Below are 17,813 nucleotides of genomic sequence, written 5' to 3' on the forward strand. Positions count from 1 at the left end.
TCCTTGTAGGCTGTGGCGTACCCAATAATTCAGACTGCAATGATGCACAATTACAGTACCTCGATGCAGATGCAGACGGATTTGGAGCAAATACCCTCGTCGGATGTGGTGTAGCAAACAATGGTGACTGCAACGACGGCCAATTTCAATACCTGGATTCAGATGGCGATGGGTTTGGTTCTGTTACACTTGTAGGCTGTGGCGTACCCAATAGTTCAGACTGCAATGACAACCAGCTCCAATATCTTGACGCCGATGGCGATGGATTCGGAAGGAATACATATGTAGCCTGCGGCGTTATAAACAACTCAGATTGCAATGACGACCAAATTCAATACCTCGATTCCGATGGTGACGGCTTTGCATCGACCATCCAGGTGGCATGCGGACTCGCAAATAACCTGGATTGCAATGACACCCAACTCCAATACCTTGACGCCGATGGCGATGGATTCGGAAGGAATAGTTATGTTGCCTGTGGCGTTATAAACAATTCAGATTGCAATGACGACCAAATTCAATATTCCGATTCAGATGGAGACGGTTTTGGTTCGGATATTCAGGTGGCTTGTGGTCTCGCAAACAGTAACGATTGTGACGACAATCAATTGCAGTACCTCGATGCTGACGGCGATACTTTTGGAAGAAATACGCTGGTTGCCTGCGGTGTTACAAACAATACTGATTGTAATGACGATCAAATCCAATACCTTGATTTCGACGGCGATTCATTTGGCTCGAACACGCAGGTTGCCTGTGGCGTTACGAATAACATCGACTGCAATGACAACCAGTTACAATACCTCGATGCCGATGCCGATGGCTTTGGATCTAATACGACGGTGGCTTGCGGCGTAGCAAATAACATCGATTGCAACGACGACCAACTACGCTATGCCGATACCGATGGAGACGGATTTGGGTCTATGCTGAAAGTTTCCTGCAACGGTGTCCTCAGCAATACGGACTGCAACGATGGTGACGTTTTGGTTTGGCAAAGCAATGCGCTATATATCGATGAAGATCAGGATGGTTACGACGGCGGCACAGAAATCGTGTGTTATGGAGCGGCAGTGCCTGCACCTTATATGGAAACAACAAACGGATTTGACTGCAATGACAATAACAACACGGTTCATCCTGGTGTGTTTGAAATATTGGACAATGGCATCGATGACGACTGCAACGGAATGACTGATGCAGTTCCTTATTGTACCGTACCAACTACATGGAACGGTACCGTTTGGAGCAACAACTATCCCGTAGCAGATCAGCCGGCAATAATTGCGGGTAATTTCACGGCGATTTCAGACCTTCAGGCATGTTCATTAACCGTTACCAATAACGCACAGGTGGTTGTATTGGGAGGAAATGACTTTAAAATAACAGGGGCAGTCGTGGTAGATCCCGGGTCAACACTAACTTTCGAAAGCAACGCGAACCTGGTGCAGGTTGATCAAAGCACCAATTCTGGAAATATTAAGGTGAAAAGAGCGACTACGATGCGACGTCTTGACTACACTTACTGGGCTTCACCGGTGAATAACCAAATGCTACTCTCCTTTTCTCCTCAGACAATCGCAAATCGGTTTATGACAATCGATGAAACCAGTAACGCTTTTGTTCAGCAAAATGCCGCAACAACTTCGTTTGCACCAGCGGTGGGATATGCCATCCGTGCGCCAAATAATTTCACCACGACCCCTTCCACGTTTACAGGAATATTTACAGGTGTTCCGCGCAATGGCGACTATTCTATTTTAGCATCCATGAACAACCAGGGTTACAATTTAATCGGAAATCCCTACCCTTCAACCGTTGACGGCAATCTTTTCCTTGCTGAGAATCCCGGGACTATGTATTTCTGGACTCACAACAACCAGGCGGCGGGATCAGGGGAGAATTATTCCACATATACAACCATTGGCGGAACCGCATCGGCGTCCGGCAGCGTGGAGCCGAATGGCAGTATTCAGGTAGGCCAGGGATTTGTGTTTCGGCCTGATGCCGCTGGGATGGCAAATTTCACGAATGCGATGCGAATAGGAAATAACCAAAACCAGTTCTTCAGAACGGCCCAAACCGAAAAACACCGAATCTGGCTAAATCTTGCTGAAGGTGAGTCACCTGCCAATCAAATGCTTGTGGCCTATGCAACCAACGCAACTATAGGTGAAGATGCCGCTATGGACGGAAGGATGATGCCCACCAACAGCAGTTCCATCTCAAGCCTTATCAACAATGGGGAATTTGTAATACAGGCCCGTCCTGTTCCATTTGAAATTATCGATGAAGTACCGTTATCGTTTAATGCAGCGACCAATGGAACTTACACGATTTCGATTGACCATACCGACGGATTATTCAGCGGTGACCAGCACATTTTCCTGAGAGATAACTTGTCTGGCGCGGTTCACGACCTTAAAAATTCGGCGTATAGTTTTGCTTCTGTGTCCGGGTCTTTTGCAGCACGTTTTTCGATCATTTACCAAAATGCGCCGCTCGAAATCCAAAACCCTTCAATTAACGAATATCGTATTGTTGCGTTTAAACGCGATGGCGTATTGCATATTGAATCCGGTTCTGCCACTATGGAGCGTATTAAGGTTTTTGATGTTCGGGGAAGGCAACTTTTGGAAAAAGATACCGTCCGCTCCAACAATTTCGTTCTGAACGATTTACGCGCAGAGCAACAGGTACTGATTGTACAGGTCACCGATGACCATGGTGTCACGGTTACTAAAAAAGTAGTGTTTTAAAATCTTGAATAAATCTAAAATCGCTGAAAGCGCCTGCTGTTTAACAGTGGGCGTTTTTGGTTTTTATTCGGCTTCGCGGAAAATCTTTTCACGGTATTTTTTACCAATGAGCAACAACAATTTTAGCTTGTAATCCTCAACAAGCCACTCCCTGTAATTTTTGCTGCAATGGCTCAGGCAGTTGGAGTATTTACGAATCCGGTATTCAATATCTTCCTGCAATTCTTTACTAAGGTTTCTGGCTTCAGGCAGCGTCTCTGTATTGTCGACACACATCGCTGCATGTTGTTCCAGAGACTTGTCCAATACTGTTTTGGAACGTAAATTTTGCTTTATGGCTAATTTATGTTCTTCTTCCACATCGAAATCAATGTCTGGCGTATTGCTGAATTTTGCCCTTAAACTTTCCGGCATCGTATACCTGAAATTCATTTCGATATCCGCATCGTCTCGCAGGTTTTCCAGATAAAACTCAGGCGCTTTAAAAATGTGTTGCCAATTCACAGGGTCACTCCACAGCCCAAATCTCGCCGCATTATTGCCTAAGTCAATGACGACAAACTCATCCTTGTTTTCCAGTTTTCGCGATCCACGGCCAATCATCTGAAAGTACAGCGTGAGCGACTTTGTAGCCCGATTGAGTATAATCGTCTCAACAGTAGGCTCATCAAAACCGGTGGTGAGGATGCCAACCGAAGTCAAAATCGCATCCGGAGTTTCGTTAAACCATTTCAAGATGTCCTTGCGTTCCTCGGCGCTGCTGGTATTGTCAAGATGCCTGATGCCAAAACCGGCATTGCGGAAGGTTTCATAAACGTACAACGACGTATGGATTCCGTTATTAAATATCAGTGTCTTTTTTCCCAATGCCTGCTCCGTATAAGCATGAAGTAGCTTTTCCTGCATCACCATATTTGAATACAGTTCGTCAGAGGATTTTACCGTATAATCACCGTTGATCCCCACTTTTAATGACGTCAGCCCGACATCGTAGGTATATGTTACGGCTTTGGCCAGGAAACCTTTTTCTATCAATGACGCAATAGTATCGCCTACGATCAGCTCGTCATAATTCTCGTTCATCGGGAGCCTGATATTCGAACTTAGCGGTGTTGCAGTCACACCCAGGATAAACGAATTTTTGAAGGAGCCCAGTAATTTACGGAACGAATTGTAATGCGCCTCATCAATAATAACCAAGCCCACATTGTCAATGTGCAGGATTTCGTCGTTAAGCCGGTTCTTCAGCGTTTCAACCATCGCCACGAAGCAGGAATAATCTTCCTGGTCCGGCAATTCCTTTATTTTGCTGTTGATGACTTTATTTTTTACACCAAAACCACTGAGCATCTTTGACGTTTGACGACACAGCTCAATCCGGTGTGTTAAAACCACCACTTTTTTATCGTGCTTTTGAAGGTAACGGCGCACAATCTCCGAAAAAATTACCGTCTTACCGCCCCCTGTGGGCAATTGGTAAAGCAGATGATAATCAGGCGGCGTATTGTCCATACGCTCAAAAATAGTGTCAATGTCACCTTTTTGATAGGCATACAGCTCTTTCTTATCCAGAACTTCGAAGTCGGCGGGGTTTTGTTTCATGTATTCCGTAGTGGGAAAAATTCCGGTTTTTGCAAAAGTACACCTAAAAAGAAGTTAAACGGACTTTTATTTTCAATTTAACTTTTAGTACTGCTTTACAAATTTGATTTATTTTTATGACCGATAATACAAATCAATAATGGTGGACTCCAATTTAATACCCTTACGTTTTGATCCAAAACTATTCGTTTGCCTTACGCTGGGTTTTATTGCAGCAACAGTCATCGGAACAGTTTCTCACGAATGCGGCCATTATATCGCCTGCAGATTGATGGGATTTGATGCAGTGGTGCATTATGGGATGACCACACATCATGGGCCACGAATGCCACGAACCGCCCGACTTGTTTTTCTACTTGGTGGACCGTTGCAGACGATGCTCACAGGAAGTATAGGCGTTATTTTACTATACCTTTTCCGCAAAGATTTTTATCGCGCTGAAAAACTCAATTGGCGGCAATGGCTGATGGTATTTACAGCTTTATTCTGGCTAAGGCAATTCTCAAATAGCGTCATGTTGGTGATACGATATCTTGACAGTGGGGAATTCTCCAGTCGCGGAGACGAGTTCCGGCTGGCCGCTTATCTTGAATGGCCCAAATGGACGATTCTGTTTTCTACCGGAGCCATCGGTTGTTCAGTACTCTTATGGGTGATTTTAAGTTTCATACCACGTGATTATCGCCTGACTTTTATGATTTCCGGAATTGTCGGCGGGGTCACAGGATTTATCCTTTGGCTGGATATTTTTGGCAAAGTTATACTGCCTTAATCCAATTCGCATTATAAACAACCGTTCAAAAACCAAAAATTAATCCTCCAGAAACCCAATCGTCTCCCCCAGCCTTTCGAACTCGTATTGGTTTTCCCAGTATTGGCGTTTAGCTTCCTCTGCGATGGCAAGGACCCGGACCCGATAATCGGCTGCCAGGCCATTTGCAATAATATAGTTTACCGCCTGCTCATAAGCCGTTTGTATGCTTTTGTAGAATGAAGCATATTTCATTTCGCGTTTCGCCGAAAATCTCTGGGCGGTTTCGATGGTAAACAGCATCAGGTCGGCAAGTGCAATAGGATCAACGCCAAGTGTGATAAAGTGTTTGATGTATTTTTGGGCGACAGAGCGGCGCAATTTGGGCCTTTTCGATTTTACAGGAAAATATTCGTTCGCAATCTTAGCCCTTGCAACGCCGATCAATTTTTCTTCTTTCGGGTTAAAGACAAAATCGTAGTACGTTTTTACCTCGCTGAATTTCTCGTACAACGTTGTAAACTGTTCTTCCAGCTGCTCTTTCGTAAGTCCCGCAAGGTATTTCTTTAGGTCGCGTTTGCTCATGTCTATAATTTGAAACTAATGTGTATTTGTCTTAAATGATGTAAGTATAATACTTAATTTTGTATCATCATTTTCCGGCCATACTAAATATACAAATTAATGTTGAAACTATTTAAAGTCATTGCAATCCTGGAAGGGATTTCCTATCTCGCCCTGTTTTCGAACATGCTGTTCATAAAGCACAACAACCCGGAGTTATACCATCAGCTTTTATATCCGATCGGAATGACACATGGTGTTTTGTTTGTCGCTTATGTGATCCTTGCCATCATACTGAAGATTGAGCTAAGTTGGCCAACAAAGAAATTTGTCATCATAGGAGTCGCTTCAATATTGCCTTTTGGAACATTTTACGTAGAAAAAAAATACCTTTAGGCCATGCATAAAGTCATGGAAATTATTTTCGGCTGGTCCTACAAATTGCTAAAATCCTGGCATGTCAATGAAACGTTGGCATCCTATTTTAGCCTTTTATTCGACTTGGTGCTGCTCTATTTCCTGGCCTATGGAATTTATGTAGCGTTTCGATTTGTGCTGGTCAGGGCAATGATCATGCTGGCACGCAGGACAAGAACGCGTTTTGACGATTTGCTGGTTTCCAATAAAACCGCCAAATACATCGCTTATTTGATTCCGCTCCTGTTCGTTTACAAATCAGTACCTATCATTTTCCGAAATTTCGATTATTGGGAACCGATTTTTGGAAAACTGACCAAAATGTATATCGTCTTGCTGGTGCTATGGATTATCCGAAGCATCTTTAATGCGCTTCGCGATTACCTCAAACAGATTCCGCGCTACAGCGACAAACCGATTGACAGCTACATTCAGGTCATCATGATCGTCTTGTGGACATTTGGCATCACCGCGATATTCCTTTCCCTTTTTAATATTTCTTTCAAGGCTTTATTGGGAACATTTGGCGCCATTTCGGCAATTGTGCTGTTGATTTTTCGCGATACACTCCTTGGTTTTGTGGCGAGCATCCAGGTTTCCGTGAACGATATGGTCCGCATCGGGGATTGGATCACAATGGATAAATTCGGTGCGGATGGCGATGTGATCGAAATCAATCTTGCGACCGTCAAGGTACGTAACTTTGATAATACCACTACTACTATTCCGACCTACAGCCTGATTTCAGATTCTTTCCGCAACTGGCGCGGTATGCTTAGTTCTGACGGTCGGAGGATTAAGAGGCATATTTTGATTAAAGCCTCGAGCATTCGTTTCCTGAAAGACAACGAATTGGAAGACCTGAAAAAAATTCATTTGGTCTCGGCTTACATCGACCAGCGCCAGACAGACATCAACAAATTCAACAAGACCCGCAATATCGACAAATCTATTTTGATCAATGGCAGGAACATGACCAATTTTGGTTTGTTCCGGAAATACATCACGCAATACCTGCAAAACTATCCCGGCCTCAACCGCGACATGATTTTGCTTTGCCGCCAGCTTCAACCTACTCCGCACGGTATTCCGCTTGAAATTTATACATTTTCAAGTGACAAGCGATTTGAAAATTACGAGTATATTATGGCGGACATTTTCGACCATATTTTCGCATCTGTCGGCTATTTTGGACTCGTCATTTATGAAATGTATTCCGGCGATGTCGAGTAGTTTCGGATTTTTAAACAACAGAATCAACTAATTACATGTTTTTTAATCCTCAGGATAATAATCTACGTAATTACTTACAGTTCAAACATTTTGGCGGACTAATTTTTAACGTTTTACATTTATTTGATACATTTGGAAACTAAACAAACGCTATGAAAAAAATAATACTATTCTTTTTACTCAGCTTCACTGCTTTTGCCCAAACCGGAAAGGTCGCCGGGAAAATCGCGGAATTGAATCGGGCAAATACGGTTTTTAGAACTTATTCCCCATTTACCGTAAATGCGTCACCGTCGTTTTCAGGTTATAAAAATACGGTCGACAACGCCACGATTGCCACCATCAATGCCGACGTTGTCAATGAAATTGTTTCTCGTAAGGCTGATTATCTTGAACTTGAAATCCCTTACAATAACACTGTAATTTCAGTTGTGCTTTACAAAGTTGAAATCCAGGCTGAAGGCTTTGAAGTCAATACAGACAAGGAAAGACATCTTTCATTGGCATCAGGTGTCCACTATCGCGGCATTATTAAAGGAGATAACAGTTCACTGGTGTCGTTTAACTTTTTTCACAATCAGATGAACGGGATCATCTCCGGACATCAATACCGGAATATTGTAATTGCTAAACTGGAAATCAAAGACAACCTTACCAATTACATTATTTATTCTGACGCAAAGCTCAAAATTGACAATTCTTTCAAATGTGAAGCAAAGGAAATCGCTGAAAACACACCGCAAATTTCAGAAACCAATAGGTCCACTGCCTCATTGCGCTGTGTCACTGTCTACTTCGAGATCGATTACGATATGTTTGTGGCAAATGGCAGTGATGTAACACAAACCAACATCTGGATGGCTTCTACATTCAATAATGTACAGACCTTGTACAGCAATGACGGAATTAATGTTGCCATCAAATCGATATATATTTGGACTTCACCCGACCCTTATACCGGAGATTTCTCCTGGCAATTTCTTGAGCAGTTTCACGCCCAGCGACCCGTTTTTAACGGAGATGTGGGACAATTGGTTGGGATTGACAGCGGCCTTGGTGGCGTTGCTGCAGTTGTTGACGGACTTTGTTCTGACAATAATTATAGTTACTCCGATGTATTTTTTGAAGTGAATACGGTCCCTGTTTTTTCCTGGACCGTGGAAGTGATTACGCATGAGTTGGGCCATTTACTCGGCTCACCCCATACACACGGCTGCTATTGGAACGGTGATGGATCTGCGATTGATGGTTGTGCTACCACTGCAAATCCAATCTATGCGGAAGGCAATTGTCCTATTGGCGATGTTCCCACAGCTGACACAGGTGGTACGATTATGAGTTATTGCCATTTACTTCAGGGCGTTGGGATTAATTTTGCAAACGGGTTTGGACCACAACCGGCTGCCCGTATTCTGCAAAATGTAGAATCTTCAACTTGTTTAAGCTCCGATTGTGTAAACACCTGCATTTCACAGGTGTACAATCTTACTATTACGGAGGTAACCCAAACAGGCGCAACTTTAAATTGGACAGATGCAGACACCACAAATTCCGCCTGGGAAGTTTCTGTTTCTACTTATCCTTATGAGCCGACTACCTGGACGCCTGTGAGTACAAATCCATATACATTGGTTGGTTTATCACCCAATACCAATTACAATATTTGTGTACGCTCGGCGTGTCCGGTTAGCATGGAAGCCGTGCCAAAATGTTATTACTTTACGACAGGCGCCGACTTTTGTGCCGGACAGTCTTTTACCGATTCAGGTGGACTGGACAATAATTATGCTGATTATGAAGACTGGACGAGAACGGTAATGCCGTTAAATCCAAATGACAAAATAAAAGTTTCTTTCAACAGCGTTGCTATCGAAGATGGCTGGGATTTTCTTTACATTTTCGACGGACCTGATAGTCTTTCTCCAAATATTGCTACCATCACTGGATTTACAACCCCTGGGCCATATACATCAACCCATGCAAGTGGTGCACTCACATTTCAGTTTGATGCGGATACAAATACTAACTTGGCGGGCTGGGACGCAAATTTCAGCTGCATGAACCTGGGTACAAATCAGGCAGGAATTGTTGATTTCTCCTACTATCCAAATCCAACATCGAACCTGCTTAACATCAAGTCAAAAACCGAGATCACGGGAATTAAAGTTCTTAGCCTCGATGGAAAACTGTTGGAAGAATTTAACAAAAAACAGTTCGATGCAGTAGTAGATCTCTCCGCTTTCGCAACGGGAACATACATATGCATGCTGCAATTTGAAAAAACAACCTCTTCTTTCAAAGTGGTTAAAAAATAAGAAAAAACACCGCATAAAAAAAAGGTACGCTTTGCGTACCTTTTTTATTAAAACCAAACTTTACTAAGCTTGTTCTAATTTTCTCCTGGCTTTTTTCTCCTTCGCCAATTCGACCAATGCGCCTCCAACCCAATAGGTTACGAAACTCACCAGAAAAATCATCAGCCAAAAGCCGATCGTTAGGACGGTAAGGAATGCTAAAAAGCCTAAATACTGTTGAAATTCAAACATGTTTTCCGGAATTTATGAATTCTTTCCAAAGGTAAATGATATATTTTTACCAGCCAATAAAACCAGCCAAAATATTTTTTTAAACCCACGCTAATCCCTAAATTTGGCAAGGCTTTTTAGGAGCATTTTCCCGCTCTTCGCTGCTATCTTTCTGTGTTCTTACAAAAACACAAAAAGGATATCCGCTGCGATCGGGGCTAGGACGACTCCCTGCCGGACAAACCAATTCAAATTAAATAACTACCATGGAATTCAGAATCGAGAAAGACACAATGGGCGAGGTAAAAGTACCCGCCGATAAATACTGGGGCGCCCAGACAGAACGTTCCAGAAACAATTTTAAAATCGGTCCATCCGCTTCAATGCCGCTGGAAATTGTCCGCGGTTTTGCTTACCTCAAAAAAGCTGCCGCTTATGCCAATCACGATTTGGGCGTGCTTCCCAAAGAAAAACGCGACGCGATAGCACAGGTTTGCGATGAAATTCTTGAAGGCAAACTGGACGACCAATTTCCGTTGGTAATCTGGCAGACCGGCTCTGGGACACAAAGCAATATGAATGTCAATGAGGTGATCGCAAACCGCGCACAAGTGTTGGCAGGCTTTAACATTGGCGAAGGTGAGGCCGTCGTTAAAGCAAATGACGACGTCAACAAATCGCAATCCTCAAACGATACTTTTCCAACAGGAATGCATATCGCTGCCTACAAAGCAGTCGTTGAAGTCACGATTCCAGGTGTGGAAAAATTAAAAAAGACATTGGATGCGAAAGCTGCGGAATATAAAAATGTCGTCAAGATCGGACGAACGCATTTGATGGATGCGACGCCATTAACTTTGGGACAGGAGATTTCAGGTTATGCTGCACAGCTGGGCTATGGCTTGAAAGCATTGAAAAACACGCTTTCTCACCTATCAGAAGTCGCGCTAGGCGGTACTGCAGTAGGCACAGGATTGAACACCCCTGACGGCTACGACGTAAAAGTTGCCGCGTATATTGCACAATTCACAGGCCATCCCTTCGTAACGGCGCCCAATAAATTTGAAGCACTTGCCTCTCATGATGCGATCGTCGAAACACATGGCGCCTTAAAACAACTCGCAGTTTCCCTGAATAAGATTGCGAACGACATTCGTATGCTCGCTTCAGGTCCACGTTCCGGAATTGGCGAAATATTAATTCCTGAAAACGAGCCGGGATCTTCGATCATGCCTGGGAAAGTAAATCCAACACAATGCGAGGCTTTGACGATGGTTTGCGCACAGGTAATGGGTAACGACGTCGCCATTTCGGTTGGCGGTATGCAGGGACATTATGAGCTGAATGTCTTCAAACCGGTTATGGCCGCTAACTTCCTGCAATCTGCACGGCTATTGGGTGATGCCTGTGTTTCTTTTGACGAGCACTGCGCACAGGGAATCGAGCCAAATTATATACGCATCAAGGAATTGGTTGACAATTCACTCATGCTGGTCACCGCTTTAAATACCAAAATCGGTTATTATAAAGCTGCAGAAATTGCGCAGACAGCACACAAAAATGGCACTACTTTAAAAGATGAAGCGGTTCGCCTCGGTTATGTTTCCGCGGAAGATTTTGATGCCTGGGTAAAACCCGAAGACATGGTCGGAAGCCTTAAGTAAAATTGTAAATACAATAGCAAAGTCCGCCATGAGCGGACTTTCTGCTTTAAAACCATTTCTTTCTCCGGAAATAAAATACCATTAGGATTACCGTAACAAACATTACGCCAAGGACGATAAAGTAACCGTTTTTGCTCCGCAGTTCCGGCATGTTATCGAAATTCATTCCATACACGCCCACAATAAACGTCAAAGGCATAAAGATTACAGAAAAAATCGTGAGCGTTTTCATAATCTGATTCATCTTTTGTGCCTGCGATGAATAGAAAATATTTGAAGCGCTTTCGAGATTATTGACGTCATATTCGATCTGTTCCAAAAGCTCGAGCGCTTTTTGATGGAGGCGTGCAAAAAAGGTGTAGTTAGAACTTTCAATTCCATCAAACTCATCGTCATCCTTAATGCTTTTCAATGTATAAAGCGCATCACGCAACGGCAGTATAGCCCGTTTTAGGTAGTTCAAATTTTCACGTTCGTGTTCAATCCTGCTTAGGAATTCCGATTTATGAGAATGCTGTGCCTCGATCAGCAATTTCTCAATATCGGCTTCATAGTTTTCAATTGTAATAAAAAAGTTTTCGATTATGGCATCCAACATCAGATACAGCAAATAATCGTTTTTCTTTTTCCGGACAATCCCACCACCGGTACGAATCCGTTCCCTGATGTGGGAAAAGAAATCACTCTTTCGCTCTTGAAAAGACACGATTGTATTATCCGTCAATAAAAAACTAATCTGCTCAATTCTAACAGTATTAGATCCTGTTTCTTCGAGAATTGATTTAATACTGAAAAATAACATGTTGTCAAATTCGTCTATACGGGAACGGCGTAGTACGTTCAAGACATCACTAATGATAAAAGTTTCAGTGCGCAGTACATTTCCTATTTCCTTTATGAGCTCAATATCGTGCAGCCCATGAATATTCAGCCACTTCACATCGAGTTCCTGCTCAGGGTCGTCGAGTTCTTTCCGAACCCTTTCGATGCTTACATTCCTATATTCCTCGTATCCCTCAACGTCGTAAACAAAAAGCTGCATTTCGACGGGGTCTTTCTTATAGCTTCCGGTATATTCAAATAAGTTTGGCTGTACTTTCCTTACTTTGCTGTATTTAATTCTTTTCAACGGCTATAATTTTTACATAAAGATAGGAGTTTTTAAATTTCCAATTTACATTTACGAAAAATTCCCGAATGACTACTCTACTTACGAACATCAGCCAGTTGTTACAAGTTCGTGAAATCCACGTTGACAAAGTTTCTGGCGCGGATATGGCTACATTACCGATGCTTGAAAATGCCTGGGTGTTGATTGAAGGCGCGTATATTGCAGATTTTGGAACAATGGACTGTGTGCCGGATTTAAAAAATATCCGTAAGATTGATTGCTCGGGACGTGTCGTTTTACCAGCCTGGTGCGACAGCCATACGCATCTGGTGTATGCCGGCAACCGTATCGGGGAGTTTGTCGATCGCATTAACGGGCTAAGCTACGTGGAAATCGCTAACCGGGGCGGCGGCATTCTAAACTCAGCAAAAAAACTAAATGAAGCTGACGAAGATACAGTTTACCATGAATCAAAAATCAGGCTCGAGCAAATCATGCGCCTGGGAACGGGTGCCGTCGAAATTAAATCAGGCTATGGATTGACGGTTGCGGGTGAACTCAAGATGCTTCGCGTGATCAAAAGACTGAAAGAAAATTACCCGGTAGCCATTAAGGCCACTTTTCTTGGCGCACATGCTTTTCCTTCTGATTTTAAAGAAAATCATTCCGCATATCTTGACTTGATTGTGAATGAAATGCTTCCCGAAATTGCAAAAGAAGGCCTGGCAGATTATATTGACGCTTTTCTTGAAACGGGTTACTTTTCAGTCGCAGAAACGGAACAGGTTATGGCGGCGGGAAAGAAATACAACCTGCTTTCGAAAATCCATGTCAACCAATTTACTGCAATTGGCGGTATTGAAGCCTGCGTGAAACATGGTGCACTTTCGGTTGATCATCTCGAAGTATTGACCGACAACGATATTGAAGCGCTTTCCGGATCCGGAACAATGCCCGTTGCACTTCCCTCCTGCTCTTACTTCCTAAGTATTCCTTACACTCCAGCCCGCAAAATGATTGCCGCAGGTTTGCCTTTGGCATTGGCAACCGATTATAATCCCGGTACCACACCATCGGGAAATATGAATTTTGTTGTAGCAACAGCCTGTATCAAAATGAAAATGACTCCGGAAGAAGCGGTAAACGCAGCGACCATTAATGGCGCCTATGCAATGGGCATTTCGCAAACCCATGGCAGCATAACGAAAGGGAAGCACGCGAATCTAATCATTACCAAGCCGGTGACTTCTTTCTATCAACTTCCTTATGAGTTTGGAAATAATAACATAGAAGATGTGATCATTAACGGTGAAATTATCTCATAAAAAAAGAGCCCCCGTGGGGCTCTTTCTGTTTTGAATCAATAACCAACCGAAAAATTCTATTTTAGTGTAAAAGTCGTTTTAGAAACCAATTCGCCTTTGTCAAATATATTTACAAAATAACTTCCCTTAGCAAAATCCTTGCCATTCCCATCAAGGTATTCACAAACGTCAACCGCCTGATTATTGTAAGGCACCACTTTCGTAAAACTATAAGTTAAACTCATATCGCCAAAGGTTTCCGTTTTCTTGTCGCCCAGTACATTGTTCTTGCTATCAATAATCTGGATATAATACGTTTTATCCCCCGATTTTGCAATTGAATTTGCAGCAATAGCGAAACAAACTTTAACTTTATCGGCGCGGCTTGCTTTTTCAGTTTCGATTTGTTTACCGGAACTTCTTTCTTTGATAGCCTGTGTTCTCAAATTCATCACTACTAGTTTGGAACCCTTTTCAACGGTCTTGGCCAGATTCTCATTTTGCACAACCAAGGTATCATTAAACTTCTTTTGCTGTCCCAGCGCGACAACAGTGCTGTCCCTTTGTACGGTAAGCGTTTCGTTCTGCTTTTTAAGTTCTTCATTTTCAGCGACCAGCTTTTTCATATTGGCCTGAAGCGCGTTAAATTGCGCCCTGTATTTCCTTAAAGAAGAAGCATCTCCTTTTGATTTTTTAAGATCTGCAATAAGATTGACTACCTTCTCGCGTTCGGATATCAATTCATCCGAAACAGCAGTCTTGTCTTTTAATGCCTGTTCATAGGTATTTTTTACAATGGCGAGGGAATCCAGAAGATTATCCTTTTCAGACTTCACCGAAGTTACTTCTGTCTCCATTTTTTTTGCATCGGTCGTCATTTTGAAAATGTAGGCAAGGCTACCCATCAGCAAAAGCGCCAAAACAACCACTACCGCTTTTAAACTTGAATTACTTTTTTGATTTTCCATAAAATAAATTTTTACTGATTTTCATAATAGTTTGGTGCTTATTCATTTAAACAAATTTAAAATAAACAATTCCCAAACCAAGGAAATTAACGTAAGTTTATACTTTTATAGTATTTTTAAAACCTAAAATTTTGTGATGGAAAAACTGATTCCTTTTACGATTTCTGATCTGGCAAAAGTGACAAACTTCAGGAGCGGCGAGATAAAATTCGGCGAGAAGATGCACACCATTCCTGTTGGTGCCGACCCCGAGAAATTTATGAAAGCCTGCGAAGCGAAGTATGTGCTGTTTGGAATTCCTGAGGATATCGGCGTACGCGCAAATTATGGACGTCCCGGCACAGCGTCTGCCTGGTACAGTGCCATAAGCAGCATCGCAAACATACAGCACAATCGTTTTTGTAAAGGTGGAAGGATACTTGTCCTGGGAGCGCTGGATGTTAAAAAAGAAATGGAGGAAGTCGAAGGCTTGGATTTCAACATGATTGAGGATCGCAAGAAACTCAGTGCCGCAGTTGAAAAAATTGATAAGGAAGTCGCCCATATTATATTTACAATCATAAAGGCCGGGAAAATTCCGATTGTTATCGGCGGTGGTCACAACAACGCTTATGGAAATATTAAAGGTGCCGCACTGGCATTTGGAAAACCGATAAATGCCATAAATTTCGATGCCCATTCTGACTTCCGGATCCTTGAAGGAAGGCACAGCGGAAATGGTTTTTCATATGCCTATGAGGAAGGATTCCTTAGAAAATATTTTATTTTTGGATTGCACGAAAGTTATACCTCGAAAAACGTATTGGACATTATCAAAAAAATTGAAGACAGGGTGCGATACAACACATATGACGAAGTCAATATCCGAAAGCAGAAGGGCTTTAATGAAGAAATGTTCAATGCGCTGAACTTTATCAGAAACGAGCCTTTTGGCATTGAAATTGACCTTGACGCATTACCCAATATTGCAAGCAGTGCCATGACCATGAGTGGTTATTCGATTGAAGAAACCCGTTTGTTCGTGAGCTATTTTGGCAAAAATCCGAATGCAGCCTACCTCCATATCTGCGAAGGCGCTCCAGACTTAGGAGAGGATAAAAACAAACACCTTATTGGGAAATTAATCGGCTATCTGGTCACCGATTTCATTAAAGCAAATTACGTGAGCGAGCCGTTATAATTATTTAGTAATCATCAAATCCTCAATGTATTTCACCGGAGCACTACCGTAGCTAAGGAATGTTGCATGGAACTTTTTCAGGTTGAAATTTTTGCCTTCCTGCTTTTTATATAAGTCACGCAGTTCACAAATCTCGGTAAATCCGGTAAAATAAGAACAAAGCTGCACCTGTGTCAGACTCACACGCCGCCACTTCCCTTCTGCCTCAGCCTGTTGCTGGAATGCCTCATCCATCAATAAATGAAGTGCCTGCGCCTTGCTCATGTTTTTGGTATGCACACCGATATCAAGAATCGTATTGCAGGTACTTCTTAAATTCCACTTATAATACATCAGCCACATTTCGTCCGAATTTTTATAGCCATTTTCCAGCATCATCAATTCTGAATACACTGCCCAGCCTTCTACCATAGCGCCGTTGCCTGCAATCGATTTTATTAAACTTGGGGATTGATTGCTGTAAACCAGTTGTGTGTAATGTCCCGGAATCGCTTCATGGATATTTAAAATCTGAAGAATATAGTCGTTGTATTCCCGAAGATAACTTTCTGATTCTTCTGCGCTCCATCCTGAAAGACTGCCGACATTGTAATACGTTTTCGCATTTTTATCATACGGTCCCGGTGCTGAGATGGAAGCACCAGCGACACCGGCCATGTAATCCGGCTCTTTGCGCACCTCAAGCGGTTTGGACGGATCGATGTAAATCAAATCTTTTTGCCTTATGAAAGCCAGTAATTCCGGAAGCTGCTTCTCGATTTCCAGCTGAAATGATTCAGGCGACGTATGCTGTAACGAAATTTTGTCAATTACCTGTCGGATCAGTTGGTTCTTGTCTTTAGGCTTTGGTGCATCGCCAAGGTATTTTTTCCACAGTTTATCGGCAATTGCAAACATTTTTGCATGCAGTTCGTTCTTGTGTTGGATCGCTTTGTCGTATATCTGCGCCGACGTGTATGCGGATTCAATGTCAAATTGAAACTTTTTATCATATAGCGCTTGCCCCAACCTGAAGTCCCTTGGCGTCTTGTTTTCTAAATGTTGCAGCCAGTTGATATAATCCTTAATGGCATCGATGGCTTTCACCGACTTGTTCTTGATTTCACTCTTCTCTGAATCTGATAATTTCGAATTTGCAAGCACAGCCGGTAAGTCTTTCTCGAACACAGACAACCCACCTGTATTCTGCGCAATAGCCAGTGCTGTATGTTCTAAAGTGGGATTTTTAATATTTCTCTTTGCGGCGGCATAGTAATCGGGAACCTTTTCTAATTTACGGCTGATGTTTCTCAGCCTGACTGCAAGCGAATCATAGCTTCCATTCAGGATGTCCGCAAAAGAAGAACTGACATTGTATTCAGACGGATTCCACTCATAAGATTTCATTTCCTGTATATTGAAAATAAATCCGTTTAGCATATTCTGGACCATTTTTTGATCCGTATAGTTTGCCGGACTGAGGCTTTTTTCGTCGTACTTTTTTAATGAATCCAGATTGGCATTCGCAAATGCAAGCTGCTTTGTGAGCGTCTGGGCGTCATCAATCGAAAGAATACTGTCATATTTGTGAAATCCGCTTGCAGCCGCATAATCCGGGAAATTCAACCACAACGATTCGACAAAATTTTTAGAATAATTTTCAAAAGCGTTGTTCTGGTCTAATTTTTCTTTGTGACAAGAGGTTAATGTAATAAGCAGAAATAAGGCCAAGCAAGCTCTTTTCATCATGGATAGA

The 17,813-nt window shown here is 42.5% G+C and carries 14 protein-coding genes; 8 read left to right on the top strand and 6 right to left on the bottom strand.

What is annotated here, in order from left to right; genetic code table 11:
• Positions 1-2,759 (top strand): T9SS sorting signal type C domain-containing protein (locus CFE23_RS12930; RefSeq protein ID WP_291088677.1); only part of this gene is annotated, 2,759 nt, incomplete at its 5' end.
• 63 nt (positions 2,760-2,822) lie between these two features.
• On the opposite strand, the gene CFE23_RS12935 is transcribed toward CFE23_RS12930, so the two are convergent.
• Positions 2,823-4,361, bottom strand: coding sequence for a DEAD/DEAH box helicase family protein (locus CFE23_RS12935; RefSeq protein WP_291088679.1), 1,539 nt, complete (start codon positions 4,359-4,361; stop codon positions 2,823-2,825).
• Positions 4,362-4,500: 139 nt separating this feature from the next.
• On the opposite strand from CFE23_RS12935, the gene CFE23_RS12940 reads away from it, so the two are divergent.
• Positions 4,501-5,133, top strand: a complete 633-nt coding sequence (locus tag CFE23_RS12940; RefSeq protein WP_291088681.1) for a hypothetical protein — start codon at positions 4,501-4,503, stop codon at positions 5,131-5,133.
• 39 nt (positions 5,134-5,172) lie between these two features.
• On the opposite strand, the gene CFE23_RS12945 is transcribed toward CFE23_RS12940, so the two are convergent.
• A complete protein-coding gene (locus CFE23_RS12945) occupies positions 5,173-5,697 on the bottom strand; it encodes a DUF6155 family protein (RefSeq protein ID WP_291088683.1) in 525 nt (174 codons plus the stop codon).
• Positions 5,698-5,796: 99 nt separating this feature from the next.
• Between CFE23_RS12945 and CFE23_RS12950 the strand changes: the two genes are divergently transcribed.
• The 3 genes from CFE23_RS12950 to CFE23_RS12960 all read left to right on the top strand — a co-directional run bounded on the left by CFE23_RS12950 (position 5,797) and on the right by CFE23_RS12960 (position 9,641).
• Complete coding sequence (locus CFE23_RS12950; RefSeq protein WP_291088685.1) at positions 5,797-6,072, top strand: DUF3817 domain-containing protein; 276 nt, start codon at positions 5,797-5,799, stop codon at positions 6,070-6,072.
• A gap of 3 nt (positions 6,073-6,075) precedes the next feature.
• Positions 6,076-7,326, top strand: coding sequence for a mechanosensitive ion channel domain-containing protein (locus CFE23_RS12955; RefSeq protein WP_291088687.1), 1,251 nt, complete (start codon positions 6,076-6,078; stop codon positions 7,324-7,326).
• A 152-nt stretch (positions 7,327-7,478) separates the two neighbouring features.
• On the top strand, positions 7,479-9,641 hold the full coding sequence (locus CFE23_RS12960) for a M12 family metallo-peptidase (RefSeq protein ID WP_291088690.1): 2,163 nt from the start codon (positions 7,479-7,481) through the stop codon (positions 9,639-9,641).
• Positions 9,642-9,704: 63 nt separating this feature from the next.
• Here CFE23_RS12960 and CFE23_RS12965 read toward each other — a convergent pair whose 3' ends face one another.
• On the bottom strand, positions 9,705-9,872 hold the full coding sequence (locus tag CFE23_RS12965; RefSeq protein WP_291088692.1) for a hypothetical protein: 168 nt from the start codon (positions 9,870-9,872) through the stop codon (positions 9,705-9,707).
• Between the two features lie 245 nt (positions 9,873-10,117).
• On the opposite strand from CFE23_RS12965, the gene fumC reads away from it, so the two are divergent.
• Positions 10,118-11,515: a class II fumarate hydratase gene (fumC, locus tag CFE23_RS12970; protein WP_291088694.1), complete on the top strand. Its 1,398-nt coding sequence runs from the start codon at positions 10,118-10,120 to the stop codon at positions 11,513-11,515.
• A gap of 46 nt (positions 11,516-11,561) precedes the next feature.
• Here fumC and corA read toward each other — a convergent pair whose 3' ends face one another.
• Positions 11,562-12,644 carry a magnesium/cobalt transporter CorA gene (corA, locus tag CFE23_RS12975; RefSeq protein WP_291088695.1) on the bottom strand — a complete coding sequence of 361 codons (1,083 nt, stop codon included), beginning with the start codon at positions 12,642-12,644 and terminating at the stop codon, positions 11,562-11,564.
• Positions 12,645-12,712: 68 nt separating this feature from the next.
• On the opposite strand from corA, the gene hutI reads away from it, so the two are divergent.
• Positions 12,713-13,951 (top strand): imidazolonepropionase, encoded by a 1,239-nt coding sequence (gene hutI, locus CFE23_RS12980; RefSeq protein WP_291088697.1) that lies wholly within the window; start codon positions 12,713-12,715, stop codon positions 13,949-13,951.
• A 56-nt stretch (positions 13,952-14,007) separates the two neighbouring features.
• Here hutI and CFE23_RS12985 read toward each other — a convergent pair whose 3' ends face one another.
• Positions 14,008-14,898: a hypothetical protein gene (locus tag CFE23_RS12985; protein WP_291088699.1), complete on the bottom strand. Its 891-nt coding sequence runs from the start codon at positions 14,896-14,898 to the stop codon at positions 14,008-14,010.
• A gap of 136 nt (positions 14,899-15,034) precedes the next feature.
• On the opposite strand from CFE23_RS12985, the gene CFE23_RS12990 reads away from it, so the two are divergent.
• Complete coding sequence (locus CFE23_RS12990; protein WP_291088701.1) at positions 15,035-16,078, top strand: formimidoylglutamase; 1,044 nt, start codon at positions 15,035-15,037, stop codon at positions 16,076-16,078.
• Here the strand turns inward: CFE23_RS12990 and CFE23_RS12995 are convergent, their stop codons facing one another.
• The gene (locus tag CFE23_RS12995) at positions 16,079-17,806 is read right to left on the bottom strand and encodes a DUF885 domain-containing protein (protein WP_291088703.1); all 1,728 of its coding nucleotides are present in this window, start codon (positions 17,804-17,806) and stop codon (positions 16,079-16,081) included.
• Between the last annotated feature and the right edge of the window lie 7 nt (positions 17,807-17,813).

This window comes from Flavobacterium sp. BFFFF1, from assembly GCF_002256285.1.
GTDB lineage: Bacteria > Bacteroidota > Bacteroidia > Flavobacteriales > Flavobacteriaceae > Flavobacterium.